Source organism: Brevibacillus sp. SIMBA_040 (genome assembly GCF_046535075.1).
Classification (GTDB): Bacteria; Bacillota; Bacilli; order Brevibacillales; family Brevibacillaceae; genus Brevibacillus.
Genome location: NZ_JAWRXI010000133.1, coordinates 1 through 285 on the forward strand (window position 1 = coordinate 1; position 285 = coordinate 285).

General features: G+C 34.0%; 1 protein-coding gene. It reads left to right on the forward strand.

Features of this window, described 5'->3' with window-relative positions; translation table 11 throughout:
• The coding region (locus SB752_RS32275) for a hypothetical protein (protein ID WP_410719476.1) at window positions 1-285 on the forward strand (285 nt) is incomplete at both ends.

The following is a 285-nucleotide window of genomic DNA, read 5'->3' on the forward strand; positions in this document are numbered from 1 at the left end:
CATATGAAGGTGAAGATTTTGAATTTATTATTCACCGTGAAGCCATTGAGCATGCTCTTCTTGCAAACGAGCATGAAGTACGATTAACGTCCGATGGTACATTACATACTAGAATATCTAAAATCACGAAATTGATAGATAAACCATATCCTGATGTCGATAAAACCGTTATCTCTAGAATAAATTTAGAACTGAATATTTCTGACAACCCTTTGATTAATTGCAGCTACCTTAAAGACTTGTATGACATTGCTAAACTCTTACGTACTAACAGATCTCCTCAAT